17 protein-coding genes are annotated in these 19,966 nt (G+C 57.9%); 11 read left to right on the top strand and 6 right to left on the bottom strand.

Annotated features, from left to right (window positions below; translation table 11 throughout):
- Positions 1-21 precede the first annotated feature (21 nt).
- Positions 22-1,251, bottom strand: a complete 1,230-nt coding sequence (locus tag RISK_RS27580) for a polysaccharide biosynthesis/export family protein (protein WP_315852670.1) — start codon at positions 1,249-1,251, stop codon at positions 22-24.
- A gap of 109 nt (positions 1,252-1,360) precedes the next feature.
- The gene (locus RISK_RS27575) at positions 1,361-3,310 is read right to left on the bottom strand and encodes a hypothetical protein (RefSeq protein WP_236696778.1); all 1,950 of its coding nucleotides are present in this window, start codon (positions 3,308-3,310) and stop codon (positions 1,361-1,363) included.
- A gap of 236 nt (positions 3,311-3,546) precedes the next feature.
- On the opposite strand from RISK_RS27575, the gene RISK_RS27570 reads away from it, so the two are divergent.
- Complete coding sequence (locus tag RISK_RS27570; protein WP_047817543.1) at positions 3,547-4,209, top strand: PilZ domain-containing protein; 663 nt, start codon at positions 3,547-3,549, stop codon at positions 4,207-4,209.
- Positions 4,210-4,248: 39 nt separating this feature from the next.
- Here RISK_RS27570 and RISK_RS27565 read toward each other — a convergent pair whose 3' ends face one another.
- The gene (locus RISK_RS27565; RefSeq protein ID WP_047817542.1) at positions 4,249-5,640 is read right to left on the bottom strand and encodes a hypothetical protein; all 1,392 of its coding nucleotides are present in this window, start codon (positions 5,638-5,640) and stop codon (positions 4,249-4,251) included.
- A gap of 402 nt (positions 5,641-6,042) precedes the next feature.
- Here RISK_RS27565 and fliP point away from each other — a divergent pair, with 402 nt between their 5' ends.
- The 7 genes from fliP (at position 6,043) to RISK_RS27525 (ending at position 12,193) form a co-directional block, all read left to right on the top strand.
- On the top strand, positions 6,043-7,032 hold the full coding sequence (gene fliP, locus RISK_RS27555) for a flagellar type III secretion system pore protein FliP (RefSeq protein ID WP_236696789.1): 990 nt from the start codon (positions 6,043-6,045) through the stop codon (positions 7,030-7,032).
- A gap of 6 nt (positions 7,033-7,038) precedes the next feature.
- Entirely contained in the window at positions 7,039-7,305 is a 267-nt protein-coding gene (gene fliQ, locus RISK_RS27550) for a flagellar biosynthesis protein FliQ (protein WP_047817540.1), read from the top strand.
- Positions 7,306-7,307: 2 nt separating this feature from the next.
- On the top strand, positions 7,308-8,102 hold the full coding sequence (locus tag RISK_RS27545; protein ID WP_047817539.1) for a flagellar biosynthetic protein FliR: 795 nt from the start codon (positions 7,308-7,310) through the stop codon (positions 8,100-8,102).
- Positions 8,095-9,177, top strand: a complete 1,083-nt coding sequence (locus RISK_RS27540; protein WP_047817538.1) for an EscU/YscU/HrcU family type III secretion system export apparatus switch protein — start codon at positions 8,095-8,097, stop codon at positions 9,175-9,177. Before RISK_RS27545 ends, RISK_RS27540 begins: the two co-directional genes overlap by 8 nt.
- A 5-nt stretch (positions 9,178-9,182) precedes the next feature.
- Complete coding sequence (locus RISK_RS27535) at positions 9,183-9,884, top strand: DUF2461 domain-containing protein (RefSeq protein WP_047817537.1); 702 nt, start codon at positions 9,183-9,185, stop codon at positions 9,882-9,884.
- Between the two features lie 121 nt (positions 9,885-10,005).
- A complete protein-coding gene (locus RISK_RS27530; RefSeq protein ID WP_236696776.1) occupies positions 10,006-10,500 on the top strand; it encodes a hypothetical protein in 495 nt (164 codons plus the stop codon).
- A gap of 352 nt (positions 10,501-10,852) precedes the next feature.
- Positions 10,853-12,193: a PLP-dependent aminotransferase family protein gene (locus RISK_RS27525; RefSeq protein ID WP_047817535.1), complete on the top strand. Its 1,341-nt coding sequence runs from the start codon at positions 10,853-10,855 to the stop codon at positions 12,191-12,193.
- A 50-nt stretch (positions 12,194-12,243) separates the two neighbouring features.
- On the opposite strand, the gene RISK_RS27520 is transcribed toward RISK_RS27525, so the two are convergent.
- Positions 12,244-13,563, bottom strand: a complete 1,320-nt coding sequence (locus RISK_RS27520) for an NRAMP family divalent metal transporter (protein WP_236696775.1) — start codon at positions 13,561-13,563, stop codon at positions 12,244-12,246.
- A 54-nt stretch (positions 13,564-13,617) separates the two neighbouring features.
- Here RISK_RS27520 and RISK_RS27515 point away from each other — a divergent pair, with 54 nt between their 5' ends.
- A complete protein-coding gene (locus RISK_RS27515) occupies positions 13,618-14,385 on the top strand; it encodes a glucosamine-6-phosphate deaminase (RefSeq protein WP_047817533.1) in 768 nt (255 codons plus the stop codon).
- Complete coding sequence (locus RISK_RS27510) at positions 14,382-15,293, top strand: N-acetylglucosamine-6-phosphate deacetylase (protein ID WP_047817532.1); 912 nt, start codon at positions 14,382-14,384, stop codon at positions 15,291-15,293. The genes RISK_RS27515 and RISK_RS27510 overlap by 4 nt, the downstream gene beginning before the upstream one ends.
- 214 nt (positions 15,294-15,507) lie before the next feature.
- Here the strand turns inward: RISK_RS27510 and RISK_RS27505 are convergent, their stop codons facing one another.
- On the bottom strand, positions 15,508-16,476 hold the full coding sequence (locus tag RISK_RS27505; protein WP_047817531.1) for a GGDEF domain-containing protein: 969 nt from the start codon (positions 16,474-16,476) through the stop codon (positions 15,508-15,510).
- Between the two features lie 51 nt (positions 16,477-16,527).
- A complete protein-coding gene (glgC, locus tag RISK_RS27500; protein WP_047817530.1) occupies positions 16,528-17,868 on the bottom strand; it encodes a glucose-1-phosphate adenylyltransferase in 1,341 nt (446 codons plus the stop codon).
- Positions 17,869-18,341: 473 nt separating this feature from the next.
- Here glgC and RISK_RS27495 point away from each other — a divergent pair, with 473 nt between their 5' ends.
- A complete protein-coding gene (locus tag RISK_RS27495) occupies positions 18,342-19,838 on the top strand; it encodes a Do family serine endopeptidase (protein ID WP_047817529.1) in 1,497 nt (498 codons plus the stop codon).
- The last annotated feature ends 128 nt before the right edge of the window (positions 19,839-19,966 follow it).

Here is a 19,966-nt window from a genome sequence, read left to right as displayed (position 1 = left end):
GAAGCTAGAAGCTAGAAGCGACTAATTCCCGACGTCTTGGGTGATGGAGAATCCGCCGAATGGGACGATGCCGTAGACGCCTTCGGTGAAGACTTGACGCACAAAGTCACCGAAGACGGTGATCGGGCGATCGGGGATCACGATCACGTCGCCATCGCGGACCCAAATTTCATCGGCAGGCGTGGGACGTTTCCCGCGGATGGCTCCGTTGAGGTCCAGCATCGTGCTGATCATTCGCCAATCTTCAGCCCGGCGGAACACGATGACTTGTCGGAGGTTGCCTTCTGGCAGGTGCCCGCCGGAGGAGGCGATTGCGCCGAGCACGGTGGTGGGGGTGGTGATTTCCAATCGCCCAGGTTGGCCGACTTGTCCGAGCACATACACAAAGTGGGGTGCTTGCTGAGTGAGAATGGGTTCGACTTCCAACCCCACCACGACTTCTGCGTAGCGAAGGTTGACTTCTCGTTTGAGTTGTTCCAACGTGAAGCCTTGCACGCTGACTTGACCGATTCCCGGCAGTCGCACATGCCCATCCGGCATGACGGTTGTCGTGATCGCTTGCGCGGTGAAGCCGCCCAGTCCACCAACTGCGGCTCGGATGTCCTCGGCCAAGGTGTTGGTGCGAACCGGCGTGACATCAATGGCGGGATCATCGTAGAACGCCTTGTATTCGCGTTCCAGCAATTCACGCAGTCCCGGCACGGTCAATCCGGCCGCTTGGACTTGTCCGAGCAGACGCACCGTGATGGTTCCGTCGGGTTGAATCAGCAGTCCGCTATCGAGCGTTCCTCGGTCCAGGTCTTCGTCCGCGATGGATTCGATGGAAACTTGGTCCCCGGGCATCAGCCGGTACTGACCCGCATTTTGGCGGCGTGTGACCAAGTACACCATTTGCAGCTGATCACCGGGGCGAACATGGTATTTCGCCAAATGACGCATGCGAGCCGGGCCGGTGTAGCCACCCGGTCCATACTTGTCGAAGTCCATCGGCTTCATGTCTTGCCAACGAGCCTCGCTGCCGCATGCGGTGGCGCAGTCGACGCCCAGCATGCACTTGGGGCAACCGTAACCTTCCATTGTTTGCACCAAGTGCGTGCCACAGGATCCGCAGGGCCCGTAGGTGGAAACATGGGGGACGGTTGTCAGCGTCGGAACCGGCACGCGTTGAGCGTTGGTGGCTGGCAGCAGCTCACCCGAACGCACTTGTGCTTGGACGCCGGGCAGTTGCAACAACGACCAAGCGATCATCATTCCGGCAGCAATGCATCGGGTGCTGTTTCGGAGCAACGAGGATGCACGATCGGACGACAAGGTCGGAGTCGAGATGAACAATGACGGAGCGAGAATCAAGCTCATGGTCTTACCACCACTTTTTGAGTTGAGGCAAGAAACGGGAACTGTTTCGCGTCGGTGGTTCGGGAGGATCGGAAGGTCCAGTCGAGTTCGGTTGGGGATTCGAATTGATTTGTCCCAATGCTGCCGTGGCTGGCGGAGTGTTCATCAAGCGGTAGCTGGCCGGTTGAGCTTCGACCGTCGTGGTTCCAGCAACGTTTCTGGCGGGGGTGGATCCGATGGCGGTTTGCATCTGTCGGCCTTGACCCGGGATGACGCTTCGGGAGACCGAAGCGAATTGTTCTGGGGTCATCGTGACAACGTCAGGCGTGCGTCGTGTTTGGACCTGCGATTGGACGGGAGCCCCTTTCATGACCGTGGTGGCGGAAGGTGTCATGGCTTGCAGTTGATTGAGTTTGCTCAACACTTGAGGGTCATAACGCAGCGTCAGTGAATGCTGGAGTGCCCAACTGGCTTCCTCGACCAAGCCGACATCGGCCAAGTGGAGTCCCAGTTTGGCGACCAGGTCCGGGTTGTTGCTCTGGCCCTGCACAGCCGCTCTTCGCAAACAGATCGCGGATGGACCGGGCAACTGCGATTCCTCGCCACGACCAAGTCGAATGGCAGCGAGTAGGTCCATGGCTTGAGCGGCCAGCAGGCTTTTCCCTGCCACTTCACTGAGTTCCATGCGAGCCAAGTCGAGGTACCGGTCAATGGCTTCGGTTGCATTGGGAATCGACGACGTTCCGCCCTCGGAGCTCTCGACCAACATCTCGGTGTACCAACCCAGGTTGTCTTGGGGGGCGGACTGCGAGTTGGGTTGCGAAGCGGCGTTTGCTTTTCGACCGCGACGAGGAAGGCCTTCGCGAACGACTGGGGTGCGGTGGGAACGAGCCAAGCGAGCGATGGACTCAGGGGCACTGGTCGCATAGGGACCGACGAAGTCTTGAGCCTCGTTCAGGGCATCGCTTCCCGATTGCAGTCGCTGAACCGCGGTGCGAGAAGGTGCTGGTGTGATGCTTTGTCCCGACTCAATTGCGGAACGAGAGCGTGTGTGCTGATCGTGCAAGTCGATGGCTTCGGCAGCCAGGTGCAGTGTTTTCCAGGCCGAGGTTTCCGCCGACGCGTAGGCCGCGGAACTGTACTCCAACTCGGCTTGTTGGAAGTGAATCCAAGCTTCGTCAAGTTTGGATTTTGCCGTTTGAGTCGCCAAGTACATCCCGGATGCGGCGGCCGGTGGAGTGACGGGGGCGTTGGCGCGTTCCTCGGTTCGTCGTTTTGCGATCGCATCCATGAAGCGTTGGTTGACGGGATTCTGACCGACGGACTCCTGGTGTGGTTGTGGCAAGGGAGTGGTTTGCGCGGTCTGGCTGGACGAGGGTCCCGCGGCGGGCAGACGTTTCGGTCTCGCATTTTCCGCCGGGGAAGCCGGTGATGGTCCTGCTGCCCAAGCGGTTGTTGCTTGCGAGCGGTCGTCAGGACGCATCGCGATTCGCAGCGCGTCTGGTGCCAGTGTGGGTTGGCCCAGCATCGGTTGGGTTTCAGAATGACCCGTGTGTTGCCGGGACGTTTTCGCCGTTTCCGGCCCTGCGGGTTGGAAGGTTTCGAAGCTGTTCTGGTTCGGCCCAACGGGGGCGTGCGCAGCGAATCCGGCGGTTTCCGTTGGTGGGGAAGCTGAAGGTGGCATCCAGAAATCAGCCGACATTTCCGAAGCGGGTTGTTTGACCAGCGACGAGTCCGATTGGGGCAGCATCAATCGAGCGGTGGCAATCTCCGGCGTGGCGGCGACGCCTGCTGAGGAGGAGGCGGTTGTCCCCAACACGAACTGGTTGGTGCGAGTGGTCTGAGCCAAAACGGGCGAAACCAACAAGGTCAGCGGTGCCAACCCAAACATCGCGAGCATCCGGGAACGCCGTCGCTGCGCACCGTGAGCACGGCAATTCGCGGGGACAAACCGATGACGGATGGGACGCAACATAAGACTCGATCAACAGCGGGATGATGTTCGACACCCTTGTCATCGGGCGGTCCCTCGGTCCGGTTGTGATGATTTTGCCTTCCGATCGAATCACAACAGTTGCAGCGGTGGGACAAGCGGCAAAATCGTTACAAGTTCACGGCGACTGCGAATTTTGCCCCCCCCGGGAGTTTCATGACGTAGGGTTTCCCAGATGGTTCTGCCCCCCAAGATTCTCAAACCCTCTCCAAATCCTCATGACGCGTGATGTAAACGGCCAAAACCGAGCGAGCGATCGCTTCCATGCAAAGCATCGTGATCAGTTGCAGGCAGTGGTGGTGATTCTTCGCGACGACATCGTGAAAGAATACGAATGCCAACTAGCGGATCTCAGCCAAGGCGGATGCGCCGTGCGCGCGAAGCTGGGAGAAGATTCCAATGTCACCATCGCGGTGCTTCGTATTCAAGCGCCGACGTTGGGAATCGAATTGGAAGTTGCTGGACGCCTCTGCTGGAACCAGCAGACCTCGGTTGGATCCAACACCTTCGGATTCCGTTTTCGACGGCCGATTGATTCGGATCTGATTGACCGAATGGTGGATGGTGGGTTGATCACTCGCCGGGAAGAGGAACGCATGCAGGTCGGAATGCCCGTGCAGGTCCGTCGAGCGCACGGCAAGCCTGAGGTTCACGATGTTGTGCTGGAAGATTGTTCCGCATCTGGCATGCGAATCACCTTGCTCGGTCACGTGGACCCGTCGGAACGATTGCTGATCAGCACGCCTTCGGGCGTGAGCGGGACTGTGACCGTGATCTGGTTGCGTCGCACGGAAGATGATCGGTGCGAGTGCGGGTGCGTGTTCCAGAACCTGCGTTCAGCTCGGGCCATCAACGACGAGTTGAACCAAATTTTGGTTTGACCAACCACTGTCGTCCGGTGACGCTCAACCGGTTCCGCCTCAGCGTTTCGAACGGTTGGACATTTGCTGTGCGTATTCTTGCACCGTGACACGTCCGTCGCCATTGGCGTCTGCTCCGGCAGGGCTGAGCAACATCGATTTCCATTCGGTTGCCGTGAGCGCCCCGTCGTTGTTTTTGTCGTAGCGTCCGATGATGGTCCCGGCGTATTTCAGTTGTTTTTCCGACGGCGGCGGACCGTCTGCCGCGGGCGAACTGGATGAGCTGCTGCCACTGGAACTCGCATTGCTGGGGGATGCTGATCCCGCCATGGAACGTCCGGTCGGAGCGTCCGTAGCGACGGCACCGTCGTTCACGCCTTGGCGAACTTCGGATTGAGTGATCACGCCGTCTTGGTTTTGATCCCAGCGATAAAATTCCTTGATGCGATCGGTGTTCCATTCGCTCGTGTACTCATTCATTGACACTTGGCCGTCGCGATTGAGGTCGCGTTGAGCGAAGAAGCTCGGCATTCCCTCCGCCGTCCCTGCCTCTTGAACCCGGTACGACTTGCGTCCGCCGAAATCGACTTCGACCGGGACACGACTGTCATCGTCGTTGCTGCCGCGGTCATCACGACGATTGTCGCGAGAAGCTTCTTCATTGCCTCTCCGAACGGCTTGCCGGGTTGCCAGTTCCATTTCCGAGAGCTTGCCGTCGCCGTTGCGGTCAAAGTCCATTGGGTTGCCCCAGAACCGGCTCGAAATCTCATCTTTTCCAAGCTGGCCGTCTTTGTTGCGATCGTAGCGTCCCAAGGTTTCGCGAGCGCTTTTGCGGTCTTCTTCGGTGGTGGGGGTCGCCATGATTTCAGCAGCGGGGCCAAAACCGGGCACCAAGACTGGATCCACTTCCAAGCCAAATCCGGGAACCAGCATCTCCAATTCCATTTCGTCTGTGGAACCACTGCTGCCGCCTCGGCGGTCGTCGTTGCCGCGTGAGTCGCCACCTCCCTCGCGTTCTTTTCGCATTTTTTCAAAGGCGCTGCTGAATTTGGACAGCGGAATGGGCGAACCCACTTTGATGCTGGAGTCGGTCGATGCCAGGCGTTGAATCAGGAATCCAGCCGGACCTTCTTGCTCGTCGGGATCCAAGGTGCCGTTTCCATTGCGATCCAAACGAGACAACATGCTGGAGGGATCAAAGCCACCACCAGGACCGCCGCGGCCGCCGCCTCCGCCTCGTTCGCCGCCACCACCTCGTTCGCCGCCGCCACCGCGTTCGCCGCCGCCACCGCGTTCGCCACCACCACCGCGTTCGCCACCGCCACCGCGACCACCACGGCCACCTCCGCCTTCACCTCCTCTTCCAGGGGGCTGGGCCAGTGTCGGCAATGACATCAGCACGGCGAGGGCAGGGATGAGCAGCAATCGGATGGAGAATGGGCTCGTGAGCATGGCAAAGTCTGAATGACGAGACGAAGCGAGAAAAGAGAGCGTTGGACGCCGAGGTCCAATTCACGACCAGTGGAATTGGATTGGTTTCCAGCCTACATCGTTTCAACCCTTTGGCGTCCGAAAAGTTTCGATTCTGGGGGTGCCGAATCGACGGGGACGCTCTTTTTTCCGTCAACGGAGGTCATTTTGTTTGGGATTGGTCGGTTTGTGGGGAATGGGCAATCTCAGAAACGCATCCGGGCCTGAATTCACAGTACGAAGACGAACTTTCACCCAAGGGAGCTCAGGGGAGATGATCAGGGGCAGAATCTGACTTTCGGTGAAATGCCAACTTCTTCTAAAGTCGCGACTCGGAACGGTCGAGCGTGGGGCTCGGCGAACCTGGGTGCTCTCCATTTTCCCGTGGCTTTGGCTGTGTTTGCCCGACTGAATTGTCTTCGAGTGAACGAACGCAACCGGATCGCCTCCATTCCGTGGTGGTTGGCCAAGGCGTTTCTGATTGCCTGCGTCTTTGGGGGGGGCTCCAGCCTCTCGGCACAGCAATCTGAACCCAGCATTGTTCGTCCAAATGATCCTTTGCCCAGCAAAGCGACCGTTTCTGATCCCGAAGTGCTGGAGCGAACTCCGGTCGAATTCTTTGGTGGCCCAGAAAACCTCGAAGCTTCCGAACCCTCTGACCGCACTCCCCTCGACTTCATTGCCGGAGGCCCGGATCAGTGGACCAGTCCCGAGGGCTTGGCTGGCAGTTTGCAAGTCATGCTGCTGCTCACGGTGCTGTCGCTGGCGCCCGCAATTTTGTTGATGACGACGTGTTATGTCCGGATCATCATCGTGCTCGGATTGTTACGACAAGCGATTGGCCTGCAGTCCCTGCCCCCCAGCCAAGTGATGACGAGCGTGGCTTTGTTCATGACGTTGTTCGTGATGGCGCCCGTCTGGACGCGGGTCTACGACGATGCAATCAAGCCCTACACCGATCCAGAAGTGGAGATGACATTGGAAGAGGCGTTCGAAAAGGGCGCCATTCCAATTCGCGAATTCATGTCCTGGCAAATCCGGGAAGCACGCAACGAAGACGACGTGGTGCTGTTTTATGGCTACATGGATCCCGACGCGGTCGTGCCCAGCACGTTTGATGACGTGCCCCTGCGTGTCCTCTTGCCTGCGTTCATCTTGAGCGAACTGAAGACATCGTTCTTGATGGGCTTTCAAATTTACCTGCCCTTTTTGATCGTCGACTTGGTGGTTGCCAGCGTCACGATCTCGATGGGGATGCTGATGTTGCCTCCCGCCGTGATCGCGTTGCCATTCAAACTGTTGTTGTTTGTGTTGGTGGATGGTTGGCGATTGGTGGTTGAGATGTTGATGAACAGCTTCGGGACAATGGGATAACGCAATATGTTTGAATCTTCCGAGGCAATTGATTTGGTCCGTGAGGCATTGTTGGCCGCCGTTGTTTTGGCGCTGCCGATGTTGGCGGTCGGGATGCTGGCCGGATTGGTCATCGGTCTGATCCAGGCGCTCACGCAAATCCAAGATCAAACGGTTTCGTTTGTTCCGAAAATCATGGCGATGGCCGCGGTCTTGATCGCTTGTTTGCCGTGGTTGATGTCACGGATGGTTGAGTTCACTCGCCAGGTCTTTGAAGACGCAGGTGGTTTGTAGCGATGCAAGCCTTCGTTGATTTGATTTTCAGTCATCTCGTGCTCGGCACACTTGTGCTGACTCGCCTGGGCATGTTGCTGATGGCGATGCCGGCGATCGGTGTGGGGGTTCCCAAACGGATCCGAGCTTTGCTGGCACTGGTTCTGACAGCGATCTTGATGCCGACCTTGGCAGCTCAGTGTGACCAGCCTTCGATGCCAACGATCGAAAACTTGCCTGAACTGGCCGTTGCGATCGGTCGCGAGGCGTTGATCGGAATGCTGATCGGTGCGACCACTCAAATGGTGATCACCGGATTGCAACTGGCCGGGGAGGCCATCACCAGCACCGGCGGGATGCAGCTTGGTGATTCAGTGGACCCGACGACCTCCAGCAGCATGCCGGCGCTGGCGCGAATGGTCGGCATGTTGGTCACCACGGTGATGTTGATCACGGGAGGCCACCGGGTGGTGCTGCGTCTGCTGGTTGAAAGTTTCCAGCACATCCCGCCGGGCAACGTGCGGTTCACGGATTCGATGATGGACGCCGTGATTGTGGTGATGGGCAATTCGATGGCGAGTGGTGTTCGTGTGGCTGGTCCGGTGATCGCGGCGTTGTTGCTGGCGAACCTGGTGACCGGTTTGATCAGTCGGACATTGCCGCAGATCAACGTGTTGGCGATTGGGTTGTCAATCAACGCCCTGGCGATGCTGGTGGTCACGGCACTCACCATCGGCTCGGTCGCCTGGATGTTCCAAGAAGACTTGACGGCGAACGTCGAGCGCTTGTCCGCGATTTGGACCACGCCAGATGTCTGATTCCGGTGGAGACAAGAAACACTCAGCGTCAGAACGCAAACGCAGGCAGGCTCGCGAAAAAGGCCAGATCGCGAAAAGCCAAGACCTGACGTCAGCGACTCTGCTGCTGGCCGCGATTTGGGCGCTCTACGCCATCGGCGGAAACATGGCGGCCTATTTATCGGGAGGCATTGCGCATGCCCTCGGTGAAACCAAGTTGGCCCCCATGACCAACCAAGATGCCACGCAGTACATCTTGCAGATCTCACAGCGACTGGCGATGGCTGCGGTTCCGATGATGATTTTGATGTTCATCGGTGGCGTGTTGATCAACGTCTTCCAGTCGGGATTGTTGCTGTCGACTGAAAAGTTGATGCCCAAGCTGAGCAACATCAGTCCGATGTCCGGAGCCAAACGGATTCTATCCTTGCAGGGCGTGATGCGATTGGTGTTTGGGATGTTCAAAGTTGGCATCATCGGTGGCATCGCCTACTTAGCACTGCGAGCACATCATGGCGACGTGATCTCGATGGCGTCGCTGTCCGTGCCCCAATTGGCCAAGTCGATGTTTGACACCTTGTTCGGGGTGTCATTGTGGATTGGCGTGGGGTTGTTCGTGTTGGCGCTGCTTGAATATGTCTACCAGTGGTGGAAGACGGAACAAGACATGATGATGACGGACCAAGAGGTTCGCGATGAGATGAAGGACACCGAGGCGGACCCACAAGTCGCGGCACGTCGTCGGCAGGTCGCTCGTCAGTTGGCGATGGGGCAACTTGGAACGGAAGTCCCCAAGGCCGACGTGGTGGCCAGCAATCCAACGGAGCTTGCGATCGCGATCAAGTACGATCCGTTGACGATGCCGGCGCCCATCGTGGTGGCCAAGGGCGCAGGCATGATCGCTCAGCGGATTCGGCGATTGGCGTTGGAAAACAGCATTCCCGTGGTGGAACGCAAGGAGCTGGCTCAGGCTCTTTATAAATTGGTCGATGTGGGTCAAGAGGTTCCGGCGGAGCAATACCAAGCCGTGGCAGAAATCTTGCGGTACGTGTATCAAATGCAAGGCAAGAAAGTTCCTCAAGCAACCGCAGCCTGATCCTGATGACGTCTCCGATTCGACCCGAGCTGTTTCATTTCCTGGAAGACCTCACTGACAACAACCATCGGGAGTGGTTCGCTGATAACAAGGCACGCTACGAAAACGATGTTCGGCAACCGGCGTTCGAGCTGATTCGGCAACTCGCCGTTCCGCTGAAACGATCGGCGCCGATGCTGCGTGTGATTGACAAAACCCAAGGTGGATCGCTGATGCGGATTCACCGCGACACGCGGTTCAGCAAAGACAAGACGCCTTACAAGACCAACGTGGGGATCTCGCTGCGGCATGACGCGTGCTTCACCGGCACGGTGTCCGACGACATTCATGCGCCCGGTGGCTACGTTCATTTGTCCGCGGAAGAATGCTTTGTGGGGATGGGCGTGTGGCGGCCTCAGCGTGAATCTTTGGCGGCGATTCGAGCCGCCATCGCAGACGATCCCAACGCGTGGCGGCGGGCTCGCGATGCCAAGTCCTTTCGAACCTCATTTGAGTTGGGCGGGGACCGGCTGAAGACATCCCCGCGCGACTACGACCGCGACCATCCGATGATTGAGGACTTGCGGCGGATCGACTTCATCGGCATCGCCACGTTGGCCCCCAAAGAGATCACCGCCAAGGATTCGGTGGCCCGGATCACGCAATTGATTCGAGACGCCAAGCCGTTCATGCGGTTCCTCTGCGATGCGGTCGACGTGCCTTATTGATTCCGTTTTGTCACACTTTTTTGAAAGTGAAATCGGGAACTGGGGTTGCGGCAGTTCTGGCGGAAAGGCGATAGCTGATCCAACGTTGAATTTCCGAATCGTAGCACGTGGAGCGTTCTCAATGCCCCGTTTTAAAATGTCGCCTTTTTCGCATCGACTCACGGTCTGTGTTTGTTTGTTTGTCGGCAGCCAGTGTCTGGTTGCCACGTCGGTGTCTGCGCAAGACGCGGAGCCGGGAGCTTTCTCCAAGATGGCTCAAACACTCAACCCAGCGAACTGGAAGATGCCCTCGATGCCGAAGGCTCCCAGCTTTCGCATGCCATCCTTTTTGGTTCCCGACGACGATCAAAATCGGATTGTGGAACGCAAAGACGGGTTGATGACGGATGTGAAAACCACCGCGTCAGCGTCTTGGCAGCGAACCAAAGAAACATTCAATCCAGCTCGTTTGAATCCGATGAACATGTTCGCCGGAACGGGAACGGAATCGACAGCGACTGAAAAGTCCGATTCGCCTGGGTTCTTCAGTTCGATGTTCGGTGCTCCCAAAGCTGAAACGGGCCCCGAAGAACGAGTCGCCAACGTCAACGACTTCCTGGGCCAACAACGCCCCTGATCTCAGTGGGACGAATCATGCCGTGCTTTCCTGTTCAGCTCTGCTTCCCTGTTTAGCTGGGGCATTGTTTTTAGCTGGGGCATTGTTTTTAGCTGGGGCATTGTTTCGGGGGAGGTTGCCACCGAGGACACGGAGTTCACCGAAAAAGGCGTCGAACCTCATCATTCCGTTGGGACGGGCTGAAATCGAGCTGCGATGTTCCTTTCAAACCGGTTGTTTTTCGATCGGAGCGGAGTGGTTCTGTGGCGACGATTCGTCGCCGGAAATCCTTTCTTGCGTGTTGGGGTGGGGTGGAGGATGATGGAGGGGACGGTTTCGGACTGGTCTTCTTCTCTTTTGAAAACGATTTCTGATGGCACTGCCTCCCTGGACGGTGGATTTGTTGCGACGTGGTGTGGCGGATTTGGCTCGGCAAGCGACCGATCCGGAAACCGCTCAGAACCTCAAGGACCAAGCCACGAAGTTGGTCGAGGAACTGCCCCGTGTGGCTCGCGAAAAGGTGGATTCGATCCTCAAGCAAGCCGAAGCCGGGGCGGGACCCTTTCGCGACGCGTGGGCCGGAGCCGCGTCCTTTCAGCGTCCCCATTCTCTGATCAATGGATCAGGGAATCTGACGCACGAACTTGGAAGCGGCGTGGCCGTGGACACAGCGGTGATGGCCGCTGCGGCGCCTTATTTGATGGGCGACTGCGTTCTGCCTCAGGGACAACGCTGCACTCAACCCGTTGAACGGTTTTTGTCCGACGCCAGTGGCACCGACATTCAAGTCCTGGTGGTCAACTCATTTGATGCAGGTTTGAGCCTGCTCGGACAGTGTGGCCGGCGATCCGGACGGATTCTCGTGCCGCGTTGTTGTGCGATCCCGATGCAAGCGGGCAGTTCCGCTTACTTGGCCGATGAATTGCAACGCTGGACCGGGGGCTCAGTCCGCGAAGTGGGCACGGCCGAAGGCTTCACAGAAGCCGACGTGGTCAGCGCAATGGGGGGCTGTCCCAGTCGATCGTTCGGCGGTCAACGAACCACGACCTTGGTGCGGTTGTCAAAAGCGTCCTGCTCGCTCGATCCGGAATCGCGACGCAAGCATCATGTTTCAGAAGTCGTGGTGGCACCCTCGATTCGGCTGTTGGGTGGGTCTTCGGAAAACTGCAGCAGTGCTGCGTCGTTGATCAAGGCAGGTGCTGATGCGGTTTTGTTGGGCGGCGGAGTTCTGACCGGAACACCTGGCATGGGCATGCTGATCGGACGCTCCGAATGGATGAAGGCGTGGGACGAAGACCCGCGTGTTTCGATGCTGCAGGCACCCGATGCGCTGGTCGCGATGTTGAACGCGGCGGCGCTTCTGGCTTGTGACAGTGGGTTGCCAGTGGACCGTTTGATCGCCGCCAGCGAAAGCAACTTGCACGATCGAGCGGAGCGATTGGCGACGCAGTTGTCAGGGGTGGACGGCGTGACGTCGGCGACGGTAACGCAGGAGCCTGCGTCGATGTCTCTCGACGCGGGCCAGTTGCCCTCTCGACAGGTGCTGTTGCGGGTCAACACGGCCAGCCCCGCGGTCATCGTCGAGCGATTGGCCAAGGGGGACGCGTGTTTGTTGGCAGAACCTTCCGATGACGGTGTGGCAATTGATCTGCGCTGGATCACACCCGACCAACAGGCTCGGATCTCGAAACTGTTTGCCGCGGCGATTCACTGAGTCGGTGGCCTCGGTCGCGGCTCGGTTTCAACTGATTGTCGCGAACACGCTCAGATCAACCCGCTGAGCGTTTTCAGGGACAGGGCGATCACGACGGCCAAGCCGATCCAGGCGAGCACTCGGATGGGCCAGGCGACATCGTGACGGTCCAAGGTGTGCAACTGCCAAACGATCACGCCGGCAAGCAAAGGAAAGCAAAGCACGGTCAGAGACTGGGCGATGACGATGAAGCTGACCAGATCGACATCGGTCAACGCGGCCAGGCTGGCAACTGCCCATCCAGCGAGCAACGCTGCAATGGTGGCTCGCCGGACCGGTTGAGAGGATACTCGACAATCCGTTCCGATCGCGTCGCAGAAGACGACGCCGCCGATCAACGCGTTGACCAGGAACGAACTGGCCGCACCGGCGAAGATTCCGATGGAGAAAACGATCCGGGCCCAGGAACCGAACAGCGGTTCGAGTGACAAGGCGACGACGGACGCGTCGGTCAGATCCTTGGGGGCGATGTTGCCGTGCAGGGCTGTTGCGGCGGTGACGTAGATCATCCCCGTGATCAGGGCCAAGGAAGAAATGCCCACAAACACGTCGACCAAACCAGTCGAGAGGTTGTCGCGTTTCCAGCCTTTTTCTTTGACCTGGTAGGACTGGTAAAACGCACCGGCAACGGAGAACGTTGTGGCGACGAGCGCTGCCATGCTCATCCAGGCGATCGAAGCGTTGTCGGAACTGGCCACCGCTTCGGCTTCGGTTGGCAGCGTGGTGGTTGTGTCCGGGGTCGGCAAACGGGGGATCAGTCCGCCGATGACTTCGCTCCAATCCGGTGCCGATGCAAACATGCTGGCTCCAAACGAGAGAACCATTGCACCGACGAGGAACGCCATCGCTCGTTCGATCCAGCGATACAGGTCGCGGCGGCCGAGCCACACCAATGCAATGATGGCTCCGTTGAACAGCAGCAATCCCGATGCACGGCCGAGCGTTGACCATTTGTCCACTGTTTCGTGGCCAATGAAACCACTGACCGCCATCCACATCGCATTGTTGTTGGAGGCTTGAAACAACGTGATCGCAATCAGCAGGGATAACCCGACGACCCATGCGGCCCAGCGTCCAAAACGATCGGCGACCAGGCCGCACAGTGTTTTTTCTTTGCAAACGCCGATGGTCATCGAGGCAGCGGTCATTCCGATCATCAAAATGCCGGCCAGAGGCACGATCCACAGCAGATCAAAGCCTTCGCCGCACGCCACACGGCTGGCGCTGACGATGCTTCCGGGGCCGAGGACGACGGCCGCGACCACAATCGCGGGGCCAATTCGACGATATCGTTTCCAACCACTCTCGTTTACTGCTACCGGCTGTGTCACAATGAAGCCTTGTCGATGAACGAATGATTTGTTAGCCGCCTTCTGCGACCGCCAATGTTGAACAAGATCCTAGCCGCTGACCGCTTCGAAATGGGGCTGTGGGTGGGCCGAAATGCCGCCGATTCCATCCGAATGGCACTGAACGAGTACGGTCATGCCAATATCGTTGTGGCGACCGGTGCGTCCCAGTTTGAAGTTTTGTCGTCTCTGGCAGAACAACCAGGCATCGATTGGTCCAAAGTGACCGGTTTCCATCTCGACGAGTATGTTGGGATATCGCCGGATCATCCCGCTTCGTTTTGCAAATACCTTCGCGAACGCTTTGTCGAAAAGGTTTCGCCAGGTGAGTTTCATTTTCTTCGTGGGGATCACGACCCGGTGGAAACGATGAAGCGTGTGGGCGATTTGCTTCGTCAAACACGCATCGACGTGTCCTTGGTGGGAATCGGTGAGAACGCGCATCTGGCGTTCAACGATCCGCCCGCCAACTTCACCACCACCGACCCGTATCTTTTGGTGGACTTGGACCAACGGTGTCGCGAGCAACAGGTCGGCGAAGGTTGGTTCTCGTCTCTCGAGGAAGTGCCGACGCAAGCGATCAGCATGTCGGTTCAGCAGATCCTGAAGTCACGTCAGATCTTCTGTTCCGTGCCCGACGCTCAAAAGGCCGAAGCGGTTGCGAAAACATTGTCGGTGGTCAACGACCCCATGGTTCCGGCTTCGGCACTGCATCAGCATCCCAATGCGACTCTGATCATTGACATCGCGTCGTCCGCTGATCTGGATCGCGACACTCGCAATTCGATGGAGCCTGGCAATTGAGCCACGTCGATCTGCAAGTCAACGGTTACGCGGGCGTGGATTTCAACGGCGATGAGTTGTCGATCGAGCAGGTTCTGGACGCCTGTCGAGCCATGCGATCGCATCAGGTGGATCGGTGCTTGGGCACGGTGATCACCGACTCGATGGACGCCATGTGCGCGCGCATCGGCCGCCTGGTGGACGCGATGGAACAGGATGACGAGGTTGCGAACACGGTCGCTGGAATCCATGTGGAAGGACCGTTCCTTTCCCCTTTGGATGGCTACGCCGGGGCGCATCCCAAATCCGAGATCCGTGCCGCGAATCTGGAGGACGCGCAGCGATTGGTGGATGCAGGCCGCGGGCATGTTCGATTGGTCACGTTGGCACCGGAGCAAGACTCCGCCGGCAAAACAACGAACTGGTTGAGTGATCAGGGAATCATCGTGGCGGCAGGGCACACCAACGCGACGTTGAAGGATTTGGATGTCGCGATGGATTCTGGGCTGACCATGTTCACTCACCTGGGCAACGCGTGTCCCTCGGAAGTGCCTCGTCACGACAACATTGTGCAGCGAGTTCTCTCACGTGCCTCGCGGTTGGCGATCAGCTTCATTGCCGATGGCTTTCACATTCCGATGATGGCGCTGGGCAACTATTTGAAGTGTGTGCCCGAACAGAACATCATCATCGTCAGTGATGCGATCAGTGCGGCTGGGTTGGGGCCTGGGACGTATGCCTTGGCCGGTCAAAACGTGCACGTGGATGATGACGGTGCGGCGTGGGCCGAGTGCCGCACACACTTCGCTGGGTGCGCGACATCCGTTCAAAGCATGACGGAAAAGCTCCGCCAAGAATTGGGCATCGACGAAGCCCGCATCCAGGCTTGGACCCAGACCAATCCGGCGCGATTGCTAGACGGAAAGTAGTTGCCGAGCGTCAGCTTGAGATTGGAATTCTTGGTCGATTCGAAGCCACAACCCAGGGCGTTGCCCTGGGCTGGCATAGGGCTGCCCCGTTGGGGCGAAGTCGAGTAACAAAACCTGCGCAGTCCAAAGCGGTGTCAAAACCAAACACTTCGCGGCCCAGGCGAACGCCCAAACGGCTCACATGGTTGTGCCTGCTCCTTCCTGCCGAGCGTCTCTAGGAGCGGACAATCTCCGGAGCACCAATCAGTTGTGCCCCGTTTCCATCGTTGAAATACACTCGGTTGCGACCCATGTTTTTCGCGGAATACAGAGCCTCGTCGGCGCGACGCACGATGGGACCGATGACCAAGTCTTCATGTGGCGTGCTCAGCCCGACGCTCAACGTGACGGTCAAATCGGCGGAGCCGATTTCGATGGTGTCATTGGCCATGCGTTCTCTTAGTTTGTTGGCCTTGTCCGCTGCCACTCGGATTGGCAGATAGGTCAGGATCGCGAATTCCTCGCCGCCAAATCGCGAGACGATCTCGGCGTCTTGCATGCCGTTGCCCAGGCGTTGAGAAATCTGTTGCAAGACAACGTCGCCGACGGGGTGACCGTGCGTGTCGTTGATCATTTTGAAGTGATCGATGTCGATCAAGATCAGCGTGAAGGACTTGCCGCCACCGCGGTAAGCCACAAAGAGTTCATCCAGTTTTTTGTCGAACGCGCGGCGGTTGTACAATCCCGTCAACCCGTCTGTGCGAGCTTCTGTCAGGTAGGACTGAATCTGCTCAGTCTGTTCTTCCAGCTGTTTTTCGGCGGCCTCCAACCGAGTTTGCAATTCGGTGTTGGTGGACATGATCTGATTGATCAGCGTCACCATGCGAGCGTCGCTGGCGTGTTGGTTGTCAGCCTGGTTGCCGGTACGAGTGGATCCGGATCGCGATTGTTGGATGCTGATTCGCATCGCGTCGCTGAGTTCGCCCAGTTCGCTTTGGTAGTTCGAAACGTTGCCAGAGTATTCGTTGGTCCATCGCGAAAGACCTTCGAGCAAACCCAGCATTCGCTGACGTTCGTCCTCGTGAATGATCGGACCTTCGGGGACGGCAGTCGGGAGTTTGCGTCGCCGCCGGCCAACGAAATAGCCTATTGCAACCAAGACCGCTGCAAAGAAGAAACCAGCGGCGATCAGAGACGGATTCACGGTGCTGCGAAGGGTAGCAAGGAGGCCCTCAGCATTGGCCGAAGACAGCGGTCAGGAAGTCAAAGTCGGGGATGGACCAGGGGATCCATTCGTGGTGACTGGGGGGGCGATCATTTCGCCGCGCGCTATCACAACGAGTCCACTGTCAGTGACTGTTAGACCACGAGCGCGGTCCATCGCCAGATCATATCCAATTTCTGTTTCTGGCGGGATCTGAACTCCCTTGTCGATGATGGCGCGGCGGATGCGACTATGGCGGCCGACGTTCACATCGTCAAACAAAATGCTGTCTTCAACTTGAGCGTAGCTGTTGATGCGACAGCCCGTGCCGATGACGCTGCGGCGAACACAACCGCCACTGATGATTGCGCCTTGGCAGACGATTGAATCCAATGCTTCCCCGCGACGTGACGAGCGGCCTTCGCTGCCGAAGACAAACTTGGGGGGCGGAAGTTGAGGCTGGAACGAACGGATCGGCCACTGTCGGTCATACAGATTCAGTTGAGGATCAACGCCAACCAGGTCCATGTTGGCTTCGTAGTAAGCCTCCAGCGTGCCGACATCTCGCCAGTACGCTTCGCGTTTGCGATTCTCGTCGGTGAACGGGAACGCAAAGACTTGGCTGTCCTTGATCGCACCCGGGATGATGTTTTTGCCGAAGTCGTGGTCACTGTCGGGCTGAGTCGCGTCGTCACACAGTCGCTCGAACAGGAACCGGGTGTTGAACACGTAGATGCCCATGGATGCCAAGCAGACATCGGGATCGTCGAGTGTGGGACGCGGGTTTTCTGGTTTTTCCTGAAATTCCACCAACCGATTGTCGGTGTCGACCTGCATCACGCCGAACTGTCTTGCTTCCTCGCGACTGACACGCAGCGCGCCGACGGTGACATCCGCGCCTTTGCGATGATGAAAGTTCACCATCGATTCATAGTTCATTTTGTACAGGTGGTCGCCTGCCAAAATCACCACGTATTCGGGGGCTTCGCGTTCAATCGCGTAGATGTTTTGGTAGACCGCGTCGGCGGTGCCTTGGTACCAATTGTCATCGATGCGTTGCTGAGGCGGAACGACGTCGATGAATTCGCCCAATTCACGGCAGAAATAGTTCCGCCAGGCCACGTTGATGTGTCGGTCCAGCGACTGGGCTTTGTACTGCGTCAACAGCAACAGCCGTCGCATATCGCTGTTCAAACAATTGCTCAGCACAAAGTCGATGATGCGATAAGCGCCGCCAATGGGCACCGCCGGCTTCGCTCGATCGCGCGTGAGTGGTTCCAGTCGTGAGCCACGACCTCCGGCCAAAATTACCGTTACTGTTTGTCGCATCATGGATTCGTGGTTTCCTACCGCGTTGGGCATGTCGGCACCCGCAACATGCTGAACGAGCATGCTAGCAAAGTCCCTTGTTGACTGTCGAGCGGAAATTAGTTTTCCCTCATTGGCGTGAAAGGGAATTTCATGCGTCGATGCGGAACAGCTTGACCATTTTGACATTCGACAGCGTGAGTGCGCACGTTGCTCAATAACGCACACCCGATTGGCGATCTCAGCCAGGCGATTCGTGTGTTCTTGCCTGCTGCGAGCGTGAGACCCAGGGATTGCACATTTGGGACCGAACCGGGGACTCAGGGGCACAATTCGGAGGTGTGCCTCGAAATTCATCTCCGGTTCAAAGTGAACCAAACGGGCATCCTCCTCAGTAGTACTGCTCTGAAAAGTCATGGCAATCCGTGCCGGAGTCGGAGGCGAGCTTTCCATGACAAGAGTTTGGCCGAGGTCTCGCGATGGTGCGTTGACTTCGCCACGGTACGAGCGAAGTATCACTCACCCCGACCATCCCCTCTCAGGAGAAAATATTCACGATGCGAAATCAATGGAAACCAATCAGTTTTGCTTTGGGAAGTTTGTGGCTTGCCACGCTGACCACCGCTGTCGTGGTGAGTTTGCCGGATGGCATGCGGTCCGACGCGATGGCGGATCAAACGAATCGGGCTGCGACGTCGATCGATCCGGGGCAGGGACTGAACACGGCTCAGGATTTGTCGGCTTCCTTTCGAACCGTTGCCGAAGCGATGCGTCCCAGCGTTGTCAGCATCAGTTCCAAGACGACGGCCAAGTCCGTGAGCAATCGTTTGCCGCCGGGACTGCGAAGCCAGTTGCCGCCTGGGTTCGATGATTTCTTTGAGGAGCGTTCGCGAGGCGGCCAGCAGATGCCCGCTCGCGAAGGCCAGGGCAGTGGTGTGGTTGTTCGAGAAGACGGGTACATCCTGACCAACAATCACGTGGTGGAAGGCGCCGACGAAGTGTATGTGGAGCTGAGCGACGATCGCCGATTGCCCGCCGAAGTGGTGGGGACGGACCCAGAAACAGATTTGGCGGTCTTGAAAATTGAGGCCGAAGGCCTGCGGGCGATCGCCTTCGGTGATTCCGATGCCATTCAAGTCGGTGATTGGGTGCTGGCGATCGGCAGTCCCTTCGGTTTGGATCAAACGGTGACCGCGGGCATCATCAGTGGCAAGAATCGCAACCGTCAGATCGTCAACAACGGTCAAGGATTCGAGGACTTCTTGCAAACCGACGCGGCCATCAACCCGGGGAATTCAGGTGGCCCATTGGTGAATTTGCGTGGCGAGTTGGTCGGGATCAACACAGCCATTCTTTCTCGCAGCGGTGCCAGCGCCGGCATCGGATTCGCAATCCCTGTTTCGCTGGCTCGGCCCGTGCTGACGTCGATTATCGAAAACGGTCAAGTGCGGCGAGGATTCTTGGGGGCCCAAGTCCGCGATGTGACGCCGGAGTTGGTCGATGAAATGGGTTTGAAGGTCAAAGACGGTGCGCTGATTCAAGGCGTGTTGGACAAACAACCCGCCGCGAATGCGAATCTGCAACCAGGCGATGTGGTTGTCAGTGTGGATGGAAAGAAAGTCCGTAGCAGTTCGCAATTGGTCAACTACATCGCCAGTCGCCCTCCAGGGGCGAGCGTGTCGATGGTCATCAATCGCGACGGCGAAACGCTGGACAAGACCGTTGATCTGCAAGAGCGAACCAGTGAAGCGATGGCGATGTTCCATGGCGGCAGTGTTCTGGGTGCCAAGCTCGAACCAATCACTCCTGAATCCGCTCGGCGCTATGGATACACGGGAATGGAATCGGGATTGATCGTGGTCGGAGTCGAAGACGATGGAATCGCGGCGGAGTCGGGACTGATGGCCGGCGATGTGATCGAAAGTGCCGGTGGAAACGCGGTCCAATCGGTGAACGAATTGCAAGTGATCATTGCGGAAGCCAAGCGGCAAGGCATCCCATTGCGATTGATCATTCGTCGTGGGAACACCCGGATGATCGTTCCGCTGCAGTGATGGCGATGAGTTCTGGTGGTGGATGCATCGCGTTTCATTGCGATGCATCCGCGGAGACGGAATGAAGAGGGATCCGAAGAATGCGAACGGGCCGGTGAAATTCACCGGCCCGTTTTTGTTTATACTTC

Origin of the sequence: Rhodopirellula islandica (assembly GCF_001027925.1) — a bacterium.
In the GTDB taxonomy this organism is placed as follows: domain Bacteria; phylum Planctomycetota; class Planctomycetia; order Pirellulales; family Pirellulaceae; genus Rhodopirellula; species Rhodopirellula islandica.
This window is presented reverse-complemented; position numbering and strand designations above follow the sequence as displayed.